Annotated in this window: 17 protein-coding genes and 2 tRNA genes; 4 read left to right on the forward strand and 15 right to left on the reverse strand. The window is 69.8% G+C overall.

The features are described 5' to 3' along the window. Positions 1–13: 13 nt before the first annotated feature. The 4 genes from ABZ934_RS15355 to ABZ934_RS15370 all read right to left on the reverse strand — a co-directional run bounded on the left by ABZ934_RS15355 (position 14) and on the right by ABZ934_RS15370 (position 2,419). Complete coding sequence (locus tag ABZ934_RS15355; protein WP_361312817.1) at positions 14–652, reverse strand: aminodeoxychorismate/anthranilate synthase component II; 639 nt, start codon at positions 650–652, stop codon at positions 14–16. Continuing rightward, positions 649–825, reverse strand: coding sequence for a hypothetical protein (locus ABZ934_RS15360; protein ID WP_361312818.1), 177 nt, complete (start codon positions 823–825; stop codon positions 649–651). Before ABZ934_RS15360 ends, ABZ934_RS15355 begins: the two co-directional genes overlap by 4 nt. Positions 826–915: 90 nt before the next feature. Continuing rightward, positions 916–1,617 carry a class E sortase gene (locus ABZ934_RS15365; protein WP_361312820.1) on the reverse strand — a complete coding sequence of 234 codons (702 nt, stop codon included), beginning with the start codon at positions 1,615–1,617 and terminating at the stop codon, positions 916–918. Between the two features lie 13 nt (positions 1,618–1,630). After that, a complete protein-coding gene (locus ABZ934_RS15370) occupies positions 1,631–2,419 on the reverse strand; it encodes a DUF881 domain-containing protein (RefSeq protein ID WP_361312821.1) in 789 nt (262 codons plus the stop codon). Positions 2,420–2,510: 91 nt separating this feature from the next. Here ABZ934_RS15370 and crgA point away from each other — a divergent pair, with 91 nt between their 5' ends. After that, the gene (crgA, locus tag ABZ934_RS15375) at positions 2,511–2,765 is read left to right on the forward strand and encodes a cell division protein CrgA (protein WP_136210290.1); all 255 of its coding nucleotides are present in this window, start codon (positions 2,511–2,513) and stop codon (positions 2,763–2,765) included. Positions 2,766–2,927: 162 nt separating this feature from the next. On the opposite strand, the gene ABZ934_RS15380 is transcribed toward crgA, so the two are convergent. Both ABZ934_RS15380 and ABZ934_RS15385 read right to left on the reverse strand, forming a co-directional pair. After that, positions 2,928–3,809 (reverse strand): rhomboid family intramembrane serine protease, encoded by an 882-nt coding sequence (locus ABZ934_RS15380; RefSeq protein WP_361312823.1) that lies wholly within the window; start codon positions 3,807–3,809, stop codon positions 2,928–2,930. A gap of 117 nt (positions 3,810–3,926) precedes the next feature. After that, the gene (locus ABZ934_RS15385; protein WP_361312824.1) at positions 3,927–4,454 is read right to left on the reverse strand and encodes a peptidylprolyl isomerase; all 528 of its coding nucleotides are present in this window, start codon (positions 4,452–4,454) and stop codon (positions 3,927–3,929) included. A gap of 175 nt (positions 4,455–4,629) precedes the next feature. Between ABZ934_RS15385 and ABZ934_RS15390 the strand changes: the two genes are divergently transcribed. Continuing rightward, positions 4,630–5,322 (forward strand): DUF5324 family protein, encoded by a 693-nt coding sequence (locus ABZ934_RS15390; RefSeq protein ID WP_361312826.1) that lies wholly within the window; start codon positions 4,630–4,632, stop codon positions 5,320–5,322. Positions 5,323–5,467: 145 nt separating this feature from the next. On the opposite strand, the gene ABZ934_RS15395 is transcribed toward ABZ934_RS15390, so the two are convergent. After that, a complete protein-coding gene (locus ABZ934_RS15395; protein ID WP_361312828.1) occupies positions 5,468–5,905 on the reverse strand; it encodes a LysM peptidoglycan-binding domain-containing protein in 438 nt (145 codons plus the stop codon). A gap of 277 nt (positions 5,906–6,182) precedes the next feature. After that, positions 6,183–6,255: transfer RNA gene (locus ABZ934_RS15400), tRNA-Ala, on the reverse strand. A gap of 160 nt (positions 6,256–6,415) precedes the next feature. On the opposite strand from ABZ934_RS15400, the gene ABZ934_RS15405 reads away from it, so the two are divergent. Both ABZ934_RS15405 and ABZ934_RS15410 read left to right on the forward strand, forming a co-directional pair. Next, positions 6,416–6,964 (forward strand): DNA-binding protein, encoded by a 549-nt coding sequence (locus tag ABZ934_RS15405; RefSeq protein ID WP_361312829.1) that lies wholly within the window; start codon positions 6,416–6,418, stop codon positions 6,962–6,964. Positions 6,965–6,997: 33 nt separating this feature from the next. Next, positions 6,998–8,209, forward strand: a complete 1,212-nt coding sequence (locus ABZ934_RS15410; RefSeq protein WP_361312830.1) for a serine/threonine-protein kinase — start codon at positions 6,998–7,000, stop codon at positions 8,207–8,209. Here ABZ934_RS15410 and ABZ934_RS15415 read toward each other — a convergent pair. From ABZ934_RS15415 to gyrB, 7 genes are all read right to left on the reverse strand, one after another. Further along, on the reverse strand, positions 8,206–9,534 hold the full coding sequence (locus ABZ934_RS15415) for a hypothetical protein (RefSeq protein WP_361312832.1): 1,329 nt from the start codon (positions 9,532–9,534) through the stop codon (positions 8,206–8,208). The genes ABZ934_RS15410 and ABZ934_RS15415 overlap by 4 nt on opposite strands. A 123-nt stretch (positions 9,535–9,657) precedes the next feature. Continuing rightward, on the reverse strand, positions 9,658–9,792 hold the full coding sequence (locus ABZ934_RS15420; RefSeq protein WP_208809277.1) for a DLW-39 family protein: 135 nt from the start codon (positions 9,790–9,792) through the stop codon (positions 9,658–9,660). Positions 9,793–9,923: 131 nt separating this feature from the next. Then, positions 9,924–10,262 (reverse strand): ASCH domain-containing protein, encoded by a 339-nt coding sequence (locus tag ABZ934_RS15425; RefSeq protein ID WP_361312834.1) that lies wholly within the window; start codon positions 10,260–10,262, stop codon positions 9,924–9,926. A gap of 107 nt (positions 10,263–10,369) precedes the next feature. Next, positions 10,370–10,443 (reverse strand) — tRNA-Ile (locus tag ABZ934_RS15430). A 93-nt stretch (positions 10,444–10,536) separates the two neighbouring features. Continuing rightward, complete coding sequence (locus tag ABZ934_RS15435; protein ID WP_361312836.1) at positions 10,537–11,163, reverse strand: DUF3566 domain-containing protein; 627 nt, start codon at positions 11,161–11,163, stop codon at positions 10,537–10,539. 3 nt (positions 11,164–11,166) lie between these two features. Next, complete coding sequence (gene gyrA, locus ABZ934_RS15440; protein WP_361312838.1) at positions 11,167–13,779, reverse strand: DNA gyrase subunit A; 2,613 nt, start codon at positions 13,777–13,779, stop codon at positions 11,167–11,169. A 40-nt stretch (positions 13,780–13,819) separates the two neighbouring features. Continuing rightward, complete coding sequence (gene gyrB / locus ABZ934_RS15445) at positions 13,820–15,880, reverse strand: DNA topoisomerase (ATP-hydrolyzing) subunit B (RefSeq protein WP_361312839.1); 2,061 nt, start codon at positions 15,878–15,880, stop codon at positions 13,820–13,822. Positions 15,881–16,309 lie beyond the last annotated feature (429 nt).

Consider the following 16,309-nt stretch of genomic DNA (forward strand, 5'->3'; position numbering starts at 1 on the left):
GGCGCGACGGTCGTCACGCGACGGCCTTGCCCACCACCGGGGCCAGCCCCACCGACCGCTCGACGGCGCCGGCGTCACCGCAGCGCACGAGCCAGTTCGCGAGCATCCGGTGACCCCACTCCGTGAGCACGGACTCGGGATGGAACTGCACGCCCTCGACGTCGTGCTCCCGGTGCCGCAGCCCCATGATGATGCCGTCCTCGGTGCGTGCGGTGACCTCCAGCGCGTCGGGCAGGGTCAGCGGCTCGGCCGCGAGCGAGTGGTAGCGGGTCGCCGTGAACGGCGAGGGCAGCCCCGCGAACACGCCGAGCCCCTCGTGCACCACCGGCGAGGTCTTGCCGTGCAGCAGCTCGGGCGCCCGACCGACGACCCCTCCGTAGGCGACGGCCATCGACTGCATGCCGAGGCAGACACCGAAGACCGGAACGCCCGTGCCGGCGCAGTGCCGCACCATGTCGACGCAGACGCCCGCCTCCTCCGGGGTTCCCGGGCCGGGCGACAGCAGCACGCCGTCGAAGCCGTCCTGGGCGTGGGCGAGCTCCACCTCGTCGTTGCGCAGCACCTCGCACTCGGCGCCGAGCTGGTAGAGGTACTGGACCAGATTGAAGACAAAGCTGTCGTAGTTGTCGACAACCAGAATGCGCGCGCTCACGGAGCAGCTCCCGATCCCTCGTCCACCGTCACGTCGTTGAACGGAAGGAGCGGCTCGGCCCACGGGAAGACGTACTGGAACAGTACGAACACCACCGCGAGGACCAGTACGAGCGAGATCAGCGCGCGAACCCATGCGTTGCCGGGCAGGTGCCGCCAGATCCAGCCGTACATCGCGCCTGCTTCCCTCTCGTTCCACGTTCCTCCCACGCACCGCGGGAGCGGTACCGCAACAGACTAAAGCCAGCGGCCGTAAGAGGGGGGTCACCTCGGCAATCCCTCCGGCGGACCCTGGGCGGCCGGCCGGGTCCCGGTGAGCTCCGCCCACACCACCAGGCGGTGGCTGTGGCCCCATTCCGGCTCGCAGGTGGTCAGCGTCAGATACCGGCCGGGGGCGGTGAAGGGGGAGCTCCGCGGCACCGGGTCGAGCACCGCGGTCTCGGTGGGCAGGATGCGCAACGGCTCGGCCCGGACGGTGTACGTGTACCAGGTCGCGGAGTCCTTGACGATCACGGCGTCGCCGGGGCGGAGCTCCGGCACGTCCTTGAAGGGGTCCCCGTACGTCCGCCGGTGCCCGGCCACCGAGAAGTTCCCGGTCTCCCCGGGGCGGGCCGTGCCCGGGTAGTGGCCGAGGCCCTTCTCGAGGGTGTCCGGGCCGGTGCCCTCCAGCACGGGCTTGTTCCAGTCCGCGCCGAAGCGGGGGACGTACATCTCGGCGAAGGGCTGCCCGTCGGTCAGCGGTGACCGGGCGGCGGGCGGGAGGGGTGCGGCGGTCGGGGCGGGTGCGGGCGGTGCCGCATGCCCGGCGGGCCGTTCGGGGGCCGACCAGCTCTCGCGCAACCGGGCCATCTCGCCGTCCATGGCACGGTCGGCCCGGACGCCCGTCCACAGCAGCAGGTACGCCACGAACAGCACGATCAGCGTGCCGACCGTCAGGCACACCTCACTGAACGTCCGTACGAGCATGCGCGGTACGGCGTCAGGGCGTCGGCGTGGACGTGGCGGGTTCCACCGGCTTCGCATAGTGGAGGTCCACTGTGCCGGAGTAGCCGGGCAGTGTCAGCGCCTTGTGCTCGTCCACTTTCCAGCCGAGGCCGTACGCGGTGACGTACAGCTGGTAGTTCTGCAGGGCCGGCGAGGCCGCCAGCGCCTTGTGCAACGCGCCCGGGTCGCCGACCGCCGAGACCTTGTACGGGGGCGAATACACCCGGCCCTGGAGGATCAGCGTGTTGCCGACGCAGCGCACGGCGCTGGTGGCGATCAGGCGCTGGTCCATGATCTGGATGCCCCTCGCGCCACCCTGCCACAGCGCGTTCACCACGGCCTGGAGGTCCTGCTGGTGGATGACCAGGTCGTTGGGCTGGGGATCGGGCACGTTGGGGATGCGCGGGGCGGCGTTCGGGGGAGCGTCGTTGAGGGTGACCGTCAGCCCCTTGCCGGAGATCTCCTCGGTGCCGGAGGCGGCGCGCAGGGCGGCCAGTTTGGCGTCCTCGGCCTTGGTGCTCCCGTCGTCGCGCTCGGCGAGGGTGTCCACCTGGGCCCGTACCGCCGCGGTGGTCTTCTCCAGCTCGCCGTTGTTCTGGCTGCGTTCGTGGATGAGGTCGGAGAGCTTGAGGAGCGAGGCGTCCGTGCGGATGTTCGTACCCTTGGACGTGTTGAAGCTGGTGACGAAGATGAGGCCCGCGAGGGCGAAAACGGCGGCGGTCAGCAGCCGGACCGGCCGGAGCCGGCGGCGGGGACCCGCGGAGGAGTCGTCGGAATCGCTCAACGTACCCTTCTCCTTCAACGCCACAGGTCCACTACGCTAACGGACGCCCGGGGCAGGCAAGGTCCCCAGCGCATCGACAGGAGAGCCCCTCGTGCCGAAGTCACGTATCCGCAAGAAGGACGACTACACGCCGCCGCCGACGCGGCAGCCGCAGGCGATCAGGTTGACGAACCGCAGCTGGGTCGCCCCGGTCATGCTGGCGTTCTTCCTCATCGGCCTCGCCTGGATCGTCGTCTTCTATGTGACCGACACCCAGTTGCCCGTCGAATCCCTGGGCAACTGGAACATCGTGGTCGGTTTCGGCTTCATCGCGGCGGGCTTCGGCGTCTCGACGCAGTGGAAGTAGCCCGGCGGACATAGCGCACTTCCGCCGCCGAAGGAAGCTCTCCCCATGAGTTATCCACAGCGTCATCCACACCTGAGGAAAAGGCAGAAGATCTGTGGATAACTCTGTGGAGAGTTGACGCCGGTGTGATCAGGTGAGCGGGTTCGGCAGTTCGGGTGGCGCTCAGCCGAGCGCCGTCAGCTCGGCCGTTCTGATCATGATCAGCAGCACTGCCAGCAGGAACACCGCCACGCAGCTACCCCACTGGACGAGGGCCCGCTTGCGGCCGGCGCCCGGCAGGAGCAGCCCCAGGGTGACCAGCGCCCCGGTCACCAGGCCGCCCACGTGCGCCTGCCAGGACACGCTCATGCCGCCGACCCGGACGAAGGTCAGCACCAGCATCAGGGCGACCATGACGAGCACCGGTCGCATCTCGTACCGCATCCGGCGTGCGAGGACGGCCGTGGCGCCGAGCAGGCCGAAGACGGCGCCCGACGCGCCGAGCGTCGCCGTGTTCGGCGCGGTCAGCAGATAGACGAGGGCACTGCCGCCCACCCCCGACAGTAGGTACACGGTCAGGTAGCGGGCCCGGCCCAGGGCCGCCTCCAGCGGGCCGCCGAGGACCCACAGACCGATCATGTTGCCGATCAGGTGCCACCACTCGGTGTGCAGGAACACCGACGTCAGCAGCCGGTGGTACTCACCGGTGGACACCCCCTCCAGGGGGGCTCCGTAGAACTCCACGTAGCGGCCGAGCAGCTCCAGCCGTACGGGCAGGCCGGGGACCAGCTGCGCGAGGAGGAACACCGCGACGTTGAGGCCGATCAGGACCTTGGTGACCAGGTGCGGATCGGCGGCGACCGCGCCGCCCGCCAGGGTCCGCGGCGCGTTCGCGGTGGGACGGTGACCGGTGCCCGAACCCTCCCGGACGCACTCGGGGCACTGGAAGCCGACCGAGGCGCTGATCATGCACTCCGGGCAGATCGGGCGCTCGCAACGGACACAGCGAATCCCCGTGTCGCGATCCGGGTGGCGGTAACAGCCCGGCAGACGATCGGTGTCCATCGGTCCCCTTGGTCTTCGGCGGGACCGGCGCGGGCGCCGCCCCACCGGTCCGGTCACGGTACGTATCGAGGACGGACGGGCGGGGCGGAAAGGTTCCCGACGCGGCGCCGGGAGGGGTCAGCGCTCCTCGACGACCACACTGCGGATGATCACGTCGTCCTGCGGCCTCTCGGTGCGCGGGTTGGTCGGCAGGGCGGCGATCTCGTCCACGATCTTCTGGCTGGCCTTGTCGGTCACCTCGCCGAAGATGGTGTGCTTTCGGGTCAGCCAGGCGGTGGGCGCGACGGTGATGAAGAACTGCGAGCCGTTGGTGCCCGGGCCGGCGTTGGCCATGGCGACCAGGTACGGCTTGGTGAACGCCAGGTCCGGGTGGAACTCGTCGGCGAACTGGTAGCCGGGGCCTCCGGTGCCGTTGCCGAGCGGGTCACCGCCCTGGATCATGAAGCCGCTGATGATGCGGTGGAACACCGTGCCGTCGTACAGCGGGTCCGTGGTCTTCTGACCGTCCGTCGGCCTGGTCCACTCGCGCTCACCGGTGGCCAGCTCCACGAAGTTCCGTACGGTCTTCGGAGCGAAGTTCGCCAGCAGCTCGATCTCGATGTCGCCGTGGTTGGTCTTCAATGTGGCGTAGAGCTTCTCGGCCAACGGGATCTGCCTTCCTCGTGCTCACTGTGGTTCCCGATCCTCCCACGGTGCGGCCCGGCGCACAGAAACCCTCCACCCGTATGCCCTGTCACACATGCCCGTTGGCGTCGGGGCAGGCATGATCCGACAAAGGGTGGAAAGGTGAACTGTGTCCGCCACCGAGGAGGAGGATCCCGTGACCCGCAAGGACAGCGTGCGCCTGGCAGCCGAGAACGCCAGGGAGAGCATGCGGCACGCAGCGGAAGTGGTGGCGCCGTACGCAGGAACCGCCAAGGACGCGGCTGTGCACTACGCGCACGAGGCGAACGAGCGGCTGGCGCCGAAGGTCTCGTACGCGGCCGGAGAGGCCGCACGCCAGGCCCGCACGACCTACGACAGCCATGTGCACCCGCGGCTCAAGGCCGCGCGGACGCACGTGCCGCCGCCGGTCGACCGCGCCGCCTCGACCGCGGTGCACCAGACGCGCCGGGTGGCGCGCCAGGCCGCCGACTACACGCAGCCCCGACTGGAAAGCGCGCTCGCGGCCGCCCAACCCATGGCGGAGGAGGCCGCGTCACGGTCCGCGGCGGCGCTCGCGGCGCTGCGCGGCCAGGTGACGGCCAAGGAGGTGCGGCGGCTGGTGCGCAAGCACGAACGACGGGCACGCGCGGGCCGGCTGCTCAAGGGCTTCGCGGTGGCCGGTGTCCTCGTGGGCGCCGCCTACGCGGCCTGGAAGTGGTGGGACCAGCAGTCCAACCCGGACTGGCTGGTGGAGCCGCCGGCCGCCACGGAGCTGTCGGGGCGCGACGCGGAACCGGCCGACTTCGACGACGAACTGGCGGCCAAGGAGAACGAGGCCAACTCGAACGGCGAGTCGCACCAGCCGTAGACGAACGCGCGAGCACGGTGAAGGGGCCCGGATCCAGCCGATCCGGGCCCCTTCACCGTGTCCGCGGGCCCCGCTGCTCCCCCGCCCCGTCCGGCCGAGCCCCGCCCCGCCCCGCCCCGCCCAGCTCAGCTCAGCTCAGCTCAGCTCAACTCGGGAGCATGAGCACCATCCCCGGACGGATCATGTCCGGGTTCGGGCCGACGACGGACTTGTTCATGGCGTAGAGCTCGCGCCAGCGCCCCTCGTTGCCCAGCTCCCGGCGGGCGATCGCGGAGAGGGAGTCGCCCGCCTTGACGATGTAGGTGCGCTGCGCGTCGGACGGCGGCTTCGGCGCCGCCGGGACCGCCTTGTGCGCGGCCGAGGCCGGGGTCGGCGTCTTGTGCTGCACGTGCCCGGGCGCCGGCTTCGGCGGCGCCGGTGCGGCCGCCGCCCTGGTGGACGAAGCGGCGTCGGTGTACTTCCCGCCCATGTCGTTGGGCCCCGTCGGCCTGGCCGGGGTCTGCTGCTCGACCTGCTCCTTCGCCTTCTCGGCGGCCTCTTCCTGCCTCTTCTTGTCGGACTTCAGGAAGTCGAAGATTCCCATGGTGTGTGCGCCTCCGGCGTGGTTTCGCCCCCCTGCTCACAGTGCCTCACCCCACTCTCGGCCACCATCCGCGCCCCGGCCCGATGACTGCCCCGTCCGGGCGACGCGGCCGTCCGCGCGGAGCGGTCCGCGAAGCCCGCCTCCCGGCCCTGGGGATGTTTCACGTGAAACAGCCGCCCGGGCGGCCGCACCCGCCGCCGGGGCGGTACCCGCCCACAGCGGACAACAAAGACCCCCTTGACCAGCGTTTCCGCAGGTCAAGGGGGTCTTCTGAATGTGGAGCCTAGGAGATTCGAACTCCTGACATCTGCCTTGCAAAGGCAGCGCTCTACCAACTGAGCTAAGGCCCCGAAAACGGATACGCCCGTCCCCCGGTGAAGGAGTGGTCGTTCCGCAGAACAGAGTACCGGGTGTACCCCCTCATCCCGCAAAATGATAGGGACTCCCGCCCCGCGACCACGCTCCGTAAGATGCTCGCGAGGTTCGCACCAGCGAAGGGGAGTTGTCAGCGTGGACGCAGTACAGCAAGAGGCCACCGCCAGAGCCAGGGAGCTCCAGCGCAGTTGGTACGGCGAGCCTCTGGGAGCGCTCTTCCGCCGGCTCATAGACGACTTGGGGCTGAACCAGGCCCGCCTCGCTGCCGTTCTCGGCCTGTCGGCCCCGATGTTGTCCCAGTTGATGAGCGGCCAGCGCGCCAAGATCGGCAATCCGGCCGTGGTCCAGCGGGTGCAAGCGCTCCAGGACCTCGCCGGCCAGGTCGCCGACGGCAGCGTCAGCGCGGCCGAGGCCACCGGCCGCATGGACGAGATCAAGCGGACCCAGGGGGGCTCCGTGCTCAGCAACAGCGGTCAGACGACCACCGGTTCGGGCGCGCCCACGGTCAAGCGGGTCGTGCGCGAGATCCAGTCCCTGCTGCGGTCGGTGTCCGCGGCCGGCGACATCATCGACGCGGCGGAAACGCTCGCCGCCAGCCATCCGGAACTCGCCGAGTTCCTCCGGGTCTACGGAGCCGGCCGCACCTCCGACGCGGTCGCCCACTACGAGGCCCACCAGAACTGACCACGCGAGCGACGACGGGGGACGGGCACAGCGATGGGTGAGGTCTTCGCCGGCCGGTACGAACTGGTCGACCCGATCGGACGGGGCGGCGCCGGCGCCGTCTGGCGGACCTGGGACCACCGCCGTCGCCGGTACGTCGCCGCTAAGGTCCTCCTCCAGGGTGACGCCCACACCCTGCTGCGCTTCGTGCGCGAGCAGGCCCTGCGGATCGATCACCCCCACGTCCTGGCCCCGGCCAGTTGGGCGGCGGACGACGACAAGGTCCTGTTCACCATGGACCTCGTCGGCGGCGGTTCCCTGGCCCATGTGATCGGGGACTACGGACCGCTGCCGCCCCGCTTCGTGTGCACCCTGCTCGACCAGCTCCTCTCGGGGCTGGCGGCGGTGCACGCGGAGGGCGTCGTCCACCGCGACATCAAACCGGCCAACATCCTGATGGAGGCGACCGGGACGGGCCGACCACACCTGCGGCTGTCCGACTTCGGCATCTCGATGCGCAAGGGTGAGCCCCGCCTCACCGACACCCACGTCGTCGTGGGTACCCCGGGGTACTTCGCACCCGAACAATTGCTGGGCGCCGAGCCCGACTTCCCAGCCGACCTCTTCGCCGTCGGTCTGGTCGCGCTGTACTTGCTGCAAGGGAGCAGGCCCGATGCCCGGAAGCTCGTCGAGCACTTCCTGACGCTGGGAACACCCGTCGCGCCCGAGGGCGTCCCCGCGGCCCTGTGGGGCGTCATCGCGAACCTTCTGCACCCGAACCCGGAGAAGCGGTTCCGGACCGCCACAGGGGCCCGCAAGGCCCTTGCCGAGGCCTTCGAGCTGCTGCCGCCGACTCCGCCGGACGAAGAACCCGTCGACGTGTTCGACCAACTCGGGCCGCTTCCCGCCGGTTTCGGCCCCCTCGGGCCCCTCGGGCCCGAACCCCCTCGGAGTCCGGCAGCGCCCCAAGGACTTGGAGCGCCCCACACTCCACAGACACCGCGGACCGCGCCGCCCCCGGTCGCCGTCACCCCCGAAGGCGCCCCGACACCGGCCCCGGCCCCGCCGCACTCGGTGTTCGGGCCTCCGGTGGGCTACGGCCCCTCGGAGACCGGGAGCTTCCACCTCCCCCCGCCCGCCGCGCCACCTCGACCGCCCCGGGGCCGCCGCGGGATCACCCCGCCCCCGCGCCGTGTCACGGCCGCCGTCCTCACCGCAGCCCTGCTCTGCCTCGCGGTCGGCGCCTGGGCGCTGACCCGGATCTAGCCGCCGGGCCTCCCGGCGCCGCTCCGCCGGGCCAGCAGGAACCAGCCTCCGAGCCCGAGCAGCAACAGCGCCCCGGTGCCGAAGCCCGCGCCCGCCACCACCCGCATCACCGAGCGGTCGGCCTCCGCCGCGACGGCCTCGGGACCGGTGAGCCCCTCCTTCGCGGCGCTCCGGTCGGCGGGCCCCACCCCGAACCCGGCCGCGTCCAGGCTCTCCCGGTACGCGGGCGCCTTCCCCGGGGCGCCGATGACGTCCATCCGCAGCGTCAGCGGCACCGGCGTCGCGTCCCGCGTGAACTCCGCCACCTTCCCGCCCAGCGTGACCGCGAGGTAGTACCAGCCGGCCACTCCCGTCCCGCGCTCCTCGGCGTCGTCCCCGTAGCGGTTCTCGTACGCCACGGGCGCCGTCTTCGGAAGCGTGACGGCCGCCTGCTTCCCGTCGTAGGAGGTGTCCTTGGCGTCGACGAGGCCCCGGTACGGGCTGAACAGCGAGACGGTGAGCCCGCCGGCGGCGGAGCCGTACGGCTTGGTCATCTCGGCGGCCGCGATCTCCGCGCCGATCCCCAACTGCTGTCCCCAGTCCAGCGGGACGCGGTAGTACCGGGTCTGCCCGGGCCGCAGGTCGTCGCGCCACACCCCGCTGTCCAGGGCGCGCGCGTCGTTGAAGCCGGTCCCGCCGGTACGGGCCACCGCTTCCGTACCCGGAAGCGTCGGCGAGGCCGAGGGCCACACACTGGGCGCGACCGTGGGCACGGCGCCGCCCAAGCCGGGCTCGCGTCGGACCAGGAGTTCCACCGGCCAGGGCCCCTGGGCGGAGTCCTTGGCCGCGGTCCGGGTCACCTTGGCGTAGTAGATGCCGGCCGCCTGGCATTCGGCGTCCTCCCGGACCCGCCGGACGGCCGCCGCCGCGATCGGGACGGGGTCGTAACCGAAGCCCGCGCGGCCCGGGTTGGGGCAGCGCCGCCCCTCCTTCGTCATGACCTCGACCTCGATGCCGTCGCTGTAGCCCACCTTGGCGCCCTTGGCGGGCCGGACCACGGCGGAGACGTAGACATCGGACGTGTCGTCGAGGGTCAGCCGGTAGAAGCGTTCGCCGGGGGAGACGGTGTCCTCGTAGAACGTCCCGGGCTCCAGCAGCGGGGCGTCGGCGCTGGAGGGTTTGCCCCGCACCGTCCGGGCCCCGTCGGCCGCGCGGTACTCCGGCAGCGGCCTCGGCGCGGATCCGGCCGCGAACGCGGCCCCCGACGCCCCGATCCCCGGCGCACCGACCGCCAGCCCCACGGCCACCGCGCCGACCAGCACCGTTCTCCGTACCCGGCCCCTCATGCGCACCCACACCCCGGATTCACTCCCGCAAGCCCGAACTTTGCGTACCGCAACATTTCCTACCGGAACAGCACAAAGCCCCGGCAGCAGCGGCAGCCGGGGCCTTGTGGGAAACGGTGGGTCTCACACGCCGGAACCAGAAGGCACGGAGTCCGTTGCCTCCGTCCACAGGTCCTGCTCGGCGCGGTCCGCCTGGATCTGGCGGTACACGAGGAGCCCGCCGATGGCGGCCAGTGCGACCAGGAGCAGCTTCTTCACCGCGCGACCTCGTCTTTCGTTGACGTTGGGGACTTCTGACGGCCAACAATACACACCGACCGATACCGATCGGTTATCTGAGGTACCCCCTCCGGCGTCACTCGACCGGCCTAACGAAGAGCCCCCGGGCCTCACCGATCGTCCGTCGCCAGGCGGAAATGGACGACGGTGACCTCATCGGCGGGAGCGAGGGCGGGATAGTGGTACCGCAGCCTGTCGTGCAACTCCGCGAGGTCGCGGAAACCGTCGGCGACGGCGTCCGCCTCGGTCAGCTCGCCGACCGGCTTCGCGGCGAGCCGCGTGACGACACCCCGGAGCACCAGCTCCTCGTCCAGCTCGAAGACCATGTCGACCGGCCCCTCGACGACCGGGTCCCGAAAGCGCACGGTCGTCGTCTTCCGTCCCGTGCGGACGGCGTCGAGATAGTCCCGGTGGAAGTGCAAGGACTGCGGCTGCGGGTCGTTGTCCATGCACAACACCCTACGGCCGGCGCACCCGAAGCCCCGGGGCCCCGGGGCCCCGGGGCCGCACAACGCGAAGACCCCCGACCATGATCGGTCGGGGGTCTTCCACACTGTGGGGCTAACAGGATTTGAACCTGTGGCCTCATCCTTATCAGGGATGCGCTCTAACCAACTGAGCTATAGCCCCATCCGCGCTGCGCGCTGACTCCTGAAGGTTAGCGCACAGACCCGGCAGGTCCCAAATCCGTTCCGCGGGGGCGTCCCCGCAGGTCAGTCAGGCTCACTCGTCCTCGGCGAGCGTGAGCTCCACACCTCCCACGAACCCGGCGGAGACGTTGTAGATGAACGCGCCCAGCGTCGCGAGCGCCGTCGCCAACACCACGTCGATCACCGCGATCACCGAAGTGAAGATCAGTACGCGCGGCAGCGACAGGAACGACTGGAGGTCGAAGCCGTTGCTCTCGTTGGACCCGGTCGCCTCGCTGATCGTGCCGCCGACGGTCGAGAAGACGCCCATCGCGTCCATGACCATCCACAGCACCACGGCGGCCACGACCGTGCAGATGCCGAGCGCGATCGACAGCAGGAAGCTGACCTTCATCACCGACCAGGGGTCGACCTTCGCCACCCGCAGCCGCGCCTTGCGCGTGCGGGGCGCCGTACGGACCCCCGGACGCGCCTGCCGCTGCGCGCCCGGGCCCGCGGGCGCCGGGTAGGCCGCCGGCGGCTTGTACGGCTGCGCGCCCGGATCCTGGCCCGCGCCGGCCTTCGGCTTCGGCCCTCGGGTCTCCGTCACCGTGCTCCCCCTGCCCTTCGCGGCGGCGCCTCCGCCTTCCGAGTCCGCGGCGGGGCCACGGGCACCGTTCGCTCCAGTCTTGGCCGGTCCGGCGCCCGTGGCTCCACTCACGACTTACTCCTCGTGCTCCCCAGCCGAAGGCTGCGTGCCCTCGGCGGCCTCAACGGCCTGTCCTTCGGCTTCCTCGGTCCCCGACGGGTTCTCGTCGTCGACCTCGTCGGCATCCTGACCGGCCTCGGCGTTGCGCGCGATACCCACCACGGCGTCCCGCTTGCCCAGGTTGATCAGCTGGACGCCCATGGTGTCACGGCCGGTCTCCCGGACTTCATTGACGCGCGTACGAATCACACCACCGCTGAGGGTGATCGCGAGAATCTCGTCCGTTTCGTCGACCACCAGTGCGCCGACGAGCGAACCGCGGTCCTCCACGATCTTCGCCGCCTTGATGCCCAGACCACCACGGCCCTGGACGCGGTACTCGTCCACCGGCGTCCGCTTGGCGTAGCCGCCGTCGGTCGCGGTGAAGACGAAGGTACCCGGCCGGACCACGCTCATGGAGAGCAGCTCGTCGCCTCCGCGGAAGCTCATGCCCTTCACACCGGAGGTGGCACGGCCCATCGGACGCAGCGCCTCGTCGGTCGCGGTGAAGCGGATCGACTGCGCCTTCTTGCTGATGAGCAGCAGGTCGTCCTCGGCGGACACCAACTCGGCCCCGATCAGCTCGTCGTCGCTGCCGTCTTCCGTCTCACGGAGGTTGATGGCGATGACACCACCCGAACGGGGGGAGTCGTAGTCCTTGAGCGCCGTCTTCTTCACCAGGCCGCCCTTGGTGGCCAGGATCAGGTACGGCGCCGCCTCGTAGTCGCGGATCGCGAGGATCTGGGCGATCTTCTCGTCCGGCTGGAAGGCCAGCAGGTTCGCGACGTGTTGACCGCGCGCGTCGCGACCGGCGTCCGGGAGCTCGTACGCCTTGGACCGGTAGACCCGGCCCTTGTTGGTGAAGAACAGCAGCCAGTGGTGCGTGGTGGACACGAAGAAGTGGTCGACCAGGTCGTCCTGCTTCAGCTTCGTGCCGCGCACGCCCTTGCCGCCGCGCTTCTGCGAGCGGTAGTCCTCGGTCTTGGTGCGCTTGACGTAACCGCCGTGCGTGATCGTGACGACGATGTCCTCTTCGGCGATCAGGTCCTCGATGGACATGTCACCGTCGAAGGGCACCAGCTTCGAGCGCCGGTCGTCGCCGAACTTCTCGACGATGGCCGCCAGCTCCTCGCTGACGATGGAGCGCTGGCGCGCCTCGGAAGCGAGGATCGCGTTGTACTCGTTGATCTTCGCCTGGAGCTCGTCGTGCTCGGCGACGATCTTCTGCCGCTCCAGCGCGGCGAGGCGGCGCAGCTGCATCTCCAGGATCGCGTTCGCCTGGATCTCGTCGATCTCCAGCAGGCCCATCAGGCCCTCGCGCGCGATCTCGACCGTGTTGCTGCGCCGGATCAGCGCGATGACCTCGTCGATCGCGTCCAGCGCCTTGAGCAGACCGCGCAGGATGTGGGCGCGCTCCTCCGCCTTGCGCAGGCGGAAACGGGTGCGCCGGACGATGACCTCGATCTGATGCTGCACCCAGTGGCGGATGAACGCGTCGATCGACAGGGTGCGCGGCACCCCGTCCACCAGCGCCAGCATGTTCGCGCCGAAATTCGTTTGGAGGTCGGTGTGCTTGTACAGATTGTTCAGCACGACCTTGGCGACCGCGTCCCGCTTGAGGACGATGACCAGACGCTGGCCGGTCCGCGAGGAGGTCTCGTCGCGGACGTCGGCGATACCGCCGACCTTTCCGTCCTTGACCAGGTCGGCGATCTTCTGCGCGAGGTTGTCGGGGTTGGTCTGGTACGGGAGCTCGGTGACCACCAGGCACTGGCGGTTCTGAATCTCCTCGACCTCGACCACCGCGCGCATCGTGATGGAGCCGCGACCGGTCCGGTACGCCTCCTCGATGCCCTTGCGACCCACGACGAGGGCGCCGGACGGGAAGTCGGGGCCCTTGATCCGCTCGATGAGAGCGTCCTGGAGCTCCTCGTGCGAGGCGTCCGGGTGTTCCAGCGCCCACTGGGCGCCGGCCGCGACCTCGCGCAGGTTGTGCGGCGGGATGTTGGTGGCCATGCCGACCGCGATACCGGCGCTGCCGTTGACCAGCAGGTTCGGGAAGCGGGCCGGGAGGACCGTCGGCTCCTGGTTGCGGCCGTCGTAGTTGTCCGTGAGGTCGACGGTCTCCTCGTCGATGTCCCGGAGCATCTCCATGGCCTGCGGCATCAGCTTGCACTCGGTGTAGCGCATGGCTGCCGCCGGGTCGTTGCCCGGCGAGCCGAAGTTGCCGTTGCTGTCCACCAGCGGCATCCGCATCGACCACGGCTGGGCCAGGCGGACCAGGGCGTCGTAGATCGAGGAGTCGCCGTGCGGGTGGTAGGTGCCCATGACGTCGCCGACGACGCGGGCGCACTTGTAGAAGCCCTTCTCGGGCCGGTAGCCGCCGTCGTACATCGCGTACAGCACGCGACGGTGGACGGGCTTGAGGCCGTCCCGTACGTCGGGCAGGGCGCGGGAGACGATGACGGACATCGCGTAGTCGAGGTAGGAGCGCTGCATCTCCGTCTCGAGCCCGACGGGCTCGATACGTACCTGCGGCTGGTCTTCCTCTTCGGTGTTCTCGGCGGTCGGGGTGGTTTCGTCGGCCATTGCTGGTCAAAAGTCCTTTCAGGCAGTCAGCTGAGCCGACTCAGATGTCGAGGAAGCGGACGTCCTTGGCGTTGCGCTGGATGAAGGAGCGTCGGGCTTCGACGTCCTCACCCATCAGCACCGAGAACAGGTCGTCGGCCTGCGCGGCGTCGTCCAGGGTGACCTGGCCGAGCACGCGGTGGTCCACGTCCATGGTGGTGACGCGCAGTTCCTCGGCGTTCATCTCGCCCAGACCCTTGAAGCGCTGGATGGAGTCTTCCTTGATCCGCTTGCCCTGCCCCTTGCCGTGCTCGACCAGGGCGTCGCGCTCGCGGTCCGAGTACGCGTACTCGAAGTCGTCCCGACCCCACTTGATCTTGTACAGCGGGGGGCGCGACAGGTAGACGTGGCCGGCCTCGACCAGCGGACGCATGAAGCGGAAGAGGAAGGTCAGCAGCAGGGTGTTGATGTGCTGGCCGTCGACGTCGGCGTCCGCCATCAGGATGATCTTGTGATAGCGGAGCTTCTCGATGTCGAAGTCCTCGTGCACACCGGTTCCGAAGGCACTGATCAGCGCCTGGACCTCGGTGTTCTGGAGGATCTTGTCGATACGGGCCTTCTCGACGTTCAGGATCTTGCCGCGGATCGGCAGGATGGCCTGGTACATCGGGTTGCGGCCGGACTTCGCGGAGCCGCCGGCCGAGTCGCCCTCTACGATGAAGATCTCGCACTTGGTCGGGTCGTTCGACTGACAGTCGGACAGCTTGCCGGGCAGCGAGGCGCTCTCCAGCAGGCCCTTGCGACGGGTGAGGTCGCGGGCCTTGCGGGCCGCGACGCGGGCCGTGGCCGCCTGGATCGACTTGCGGATGATGTCCGCCGCCTCGACCGGGTTGCGGTCGAACCAGTCGTTCAAGTGCTCGTGGACCACCTTCTGGACGAAGGTCTTCGCCTCGGTGTTGCCCAGCTTGGTCTTCGTCTGGCCCTCGAACTGGGGCTCGCCCAGCTTGACCGAGATGATCGCCGTCAGACCCTCGCGGATGTCCTCGCCGGCGAGGTTGTCGTCCTTCTCGCGCAGCAGCTTCTTGTCGCGGGCGTAACGGTTGACCAGACCCGTCAGCGCGGCGCGGAAGCCCTCTTCGTGGGTACCGCCCTCGTGCGTGTGGATCGTGTTCGCGAAGGAGTAGACACCCTCGGTGTACTGCGAGTTCCACTGCATCGCGATCTCGACCGAGAGCATGCGCTCCTTGTCCTCGGCCTCGACGTCGATGACGGTCGGGTGGATCAGCTCGCCCTTGCGCGAGTTGAGGTACTTCACGAAGTCGACGATGCCGCCCTCGTAGTAGTACTTCACCGTGCGCGCCGTCGGCTCGGCCGCGTCCGCCTCCGGGTCGTCCGCGCCGACCGTCGCCTTGGCGGACTCGCGCTCGTCGGTCAGCGTCAGGGTCAGGCCCTTGTTGAGGAAGGCCATCTCCTGGAAGCGTCGCGAGAGCGTCTCGAAGGAGTACTCGGTCGTCTCGAAGATGTCCGGGTCGGCCCAGAAGGTGACCGACGTACCGTGCTGGTCGGTCTCCTCGTTCTTGGCGAGGGGGGCCGTCGGGGCGCCGAGCTTGTAGTCCTGGCTCCAGCGGAAGCCGTCCCGCTTGACCTCGACCGCGACCTTCGTCGACAGCGCGTTCACGACGGAGACGCCGACGCCGTGCAGACCGCCGGAGACGGCGTAGCCGCCGCCGCCGAACTTGCCGCCCGCGTGCAGGACCGTCAGCACGACCTCCAGCGCCGGTTTGCCCTCGGAGGGCACGATGTCGACGGGGATGCCGCGGCCGTTGTCGACCACGCGCACGCCGCCGTCGGCGAGGATCGTGACGTCGATGGTGTCCGCGTGCCCGGCCAGGGCCTCGTCGACGGAGTTGTCGACGACCTCGTAGACGAGGTGGTGCAGGCCGCGCTCACCGGTCGAGCCGATGTACATGCCGGGCCGCTTGCGGACCGCGTCCAGACCTTCGAGGACCTGGATGTTGCTGCCGGTGTAAGAGGACTCACCGGCCTCGCCGCCGGCGGTGGACTCGTTCTTCTCGTTGGGGTTGCCGGAATCGGCCACGAAGCGCCCTTTCTGGCACAGCACAGGCCGGACTCCGGGCCAGCAGGCATGCAAGCAGGAGCGGCTGCGTCGATCTGCGTTGTCAGCGTTTGTCAGCGGATCCCGCAAGCGGGCGGGATTCGCTTCAGTCTACCGGTACCACGGACATGAATGGGGGTTTGCCGGTACCTGAGTCCGCATGTGCCGCCCTGAACCTCCTCTCTCCGACTCCCCATATCCGGGGAGGGGCCCAAGGAGGCTCACACGGGCATTGAGCGCTTCGGCCTGTCAACCTCTCACTACCGTGAGGGACACCACCCGCGGCGGCGCACCGGGGCGGGGCCGCGACCCGGCCGAAACCGTCCCGTCGCCGGCCCGTGATCAACCTGCCGCAGGTCGGGCGCGACGCACCGCTCAGCGGGCGCGCGGGAGCGCGTCCGGGAGGGGACATGGGGGGCGAGGAGGGTTTCCGGC

Source organism: Streptomyces sp. NPDC046557 (assembly GCF_040645975.1).
GTDB lineage: Bacteria > Actinomycetota > Actinomycetes > Streptomycetales > Streptomycetaceae > Streptomyces.

Bases quoted from the DNA above. Each gene is read 5' to 3' on its own strand.
- ABZ934_RS15360 (WP_361312818.1), bottom strand. From the start codon at position 825: ATGTACGGCTGGATCTGGCGGCACCTGCCCGGCAACGCATGGGTTCGC.
- ABZ934_RS15365 (WP_361312820.1), bottom strand. From the start codon at position 1,617: ATGCTCGTACGGACGTTCAGTGAGGTGTGCCTGACGGTCGGCACGCTG.
- ABZ934_RS15380 (WP_361312823.1), bottom strand. From the start codon at position 3,809: ATGGACACCGATCGTCTGCCGGGCTGTTACCGCCACCCGGATCGCGAC.
- ABZ934_RS15395 (WP_361312828.1), bottom strand. From the start codon at position 5,905: ATGGGAATCTTCGACTTCCTGAAGTCCGACAAGAAGAGGCAGGAAGAG.
- ABZ934_RS15410 (WP_361312830.1), top strand. From the start codon at position 6,998: ATGGGTGAGGTCTTCGCCGGCCGGTACGAACTGGTCGACCCGATCGGA.
- ABZ934_RS15415 (WP_361312832.1), bottom strand. From the start codon at position 9,534: ATGAGGGGCCGGGTACGGAGAACGGTGCTGGTCGGCGCGGTGGCCGTG.
- ABZ934_RS15425 (WP_361312834.1), bottom strand. From the start codon at position 10,262: ATGGACAACGACCCGCAGCCGCAGTCCTTGCACTTCCACCGGGACTAT.
- gyrA (WP_361312838.1), bottom strand. From the start codon at position 13,779: ATGGCCGACGAAACCACCCCGACCGCCGAGAACACCGAAGAGGAAGAC.